The sequence below is a fragment of the Geodermatophilus sp. SYSU D00758 genome (genome assembly GCF_054049955.1).
Genome location: NZ_JBJGYK010000091.1, coordinates 1 through 784, shown reverse-complemented (window position 1 = coordinate 784; position 784 = coordinate 1). Strand labels below are relative to the sequence as shown.

Annotated in this window: 1 pseudogene; it reads left to right on the top strand. The window is 83.7% G+C overall.

The features are described from left to right. Nucleotides 1–637 (top strand): annotated as a pseudogene (locus ACI8AC_RS25205) (sphingosine kinase); the annotation flags it as partial. Nucleotides 638–784: the final 147 nt, after the last annotated feature.

The following is a 784-nucleotide window of genomic DNA, read 5'->3' as shown; positions in this document are numbered from 1 at the left end:
CGTCGCCCCCCCCGCGCCCTCCATCCGCGTGCCCCGGGCGCGGGGGCTGGCGGCCGACCCGCGCCCGGCCGCCCGCGCCCCCGCCGACGACCTGCGCGCCGGGCGCAGCCGCACCGTGGACGCCGGGCGGGCCGGCGAGCGCTGGTGGGCGACCGTGCTGTGCTGCGGGTTCGACGCGGCGGTGACCGAGCGGGCCGGCCGGCTGCGCTGGCCGAGGGGGCCGCGCCGCTACGACCTCGCCGTCCTGGCCGAGCTGGCCCGGCTGCGCCCCCGCGAGGTGACCCTGGAGCTCGACGGCCGGCCGCGCACGCTGCCGGTCACCCTCGTCGCGGTGGGCAACACCGCCTGGTACGGCGGCGGCCTGCCGGTGTGCCCCGGCGCGGACTGCGCCGACGGGCTGCTCGACGTCACCGTGGTGGGGCCGGTCAGCCGGCGGGAGCTCGTGCGCACCCGCCCGCGGCTGGCGGCGGGGGCGCACCTGACCCACCCGGCGGTGACCGTGCACCGGGCGGCGCGGATCGGGCTGTCCGGGGAGCCGGGGCTGGCCGCCTGGGCCGACGGGGAGCCGGTGGGCGCGCTGCCGGTGACCGCCGAGTGCGTGCCGGGGGCCCTGCGGGTCGTCGGCGCGGGCGGCTGACCGCCGTCCCGGGATGCTGCCCCCCGTCCCCGGGGACCCCGACCGCGGTCCCGACGATCAGGTGGGATCACCGTTGCCCGGGCGCGGCGCCCCCCCCGGGGGGGGGCCCGCCGCCCCCCGCACCCCCCCGCGCGGCCCCCCCCGCCG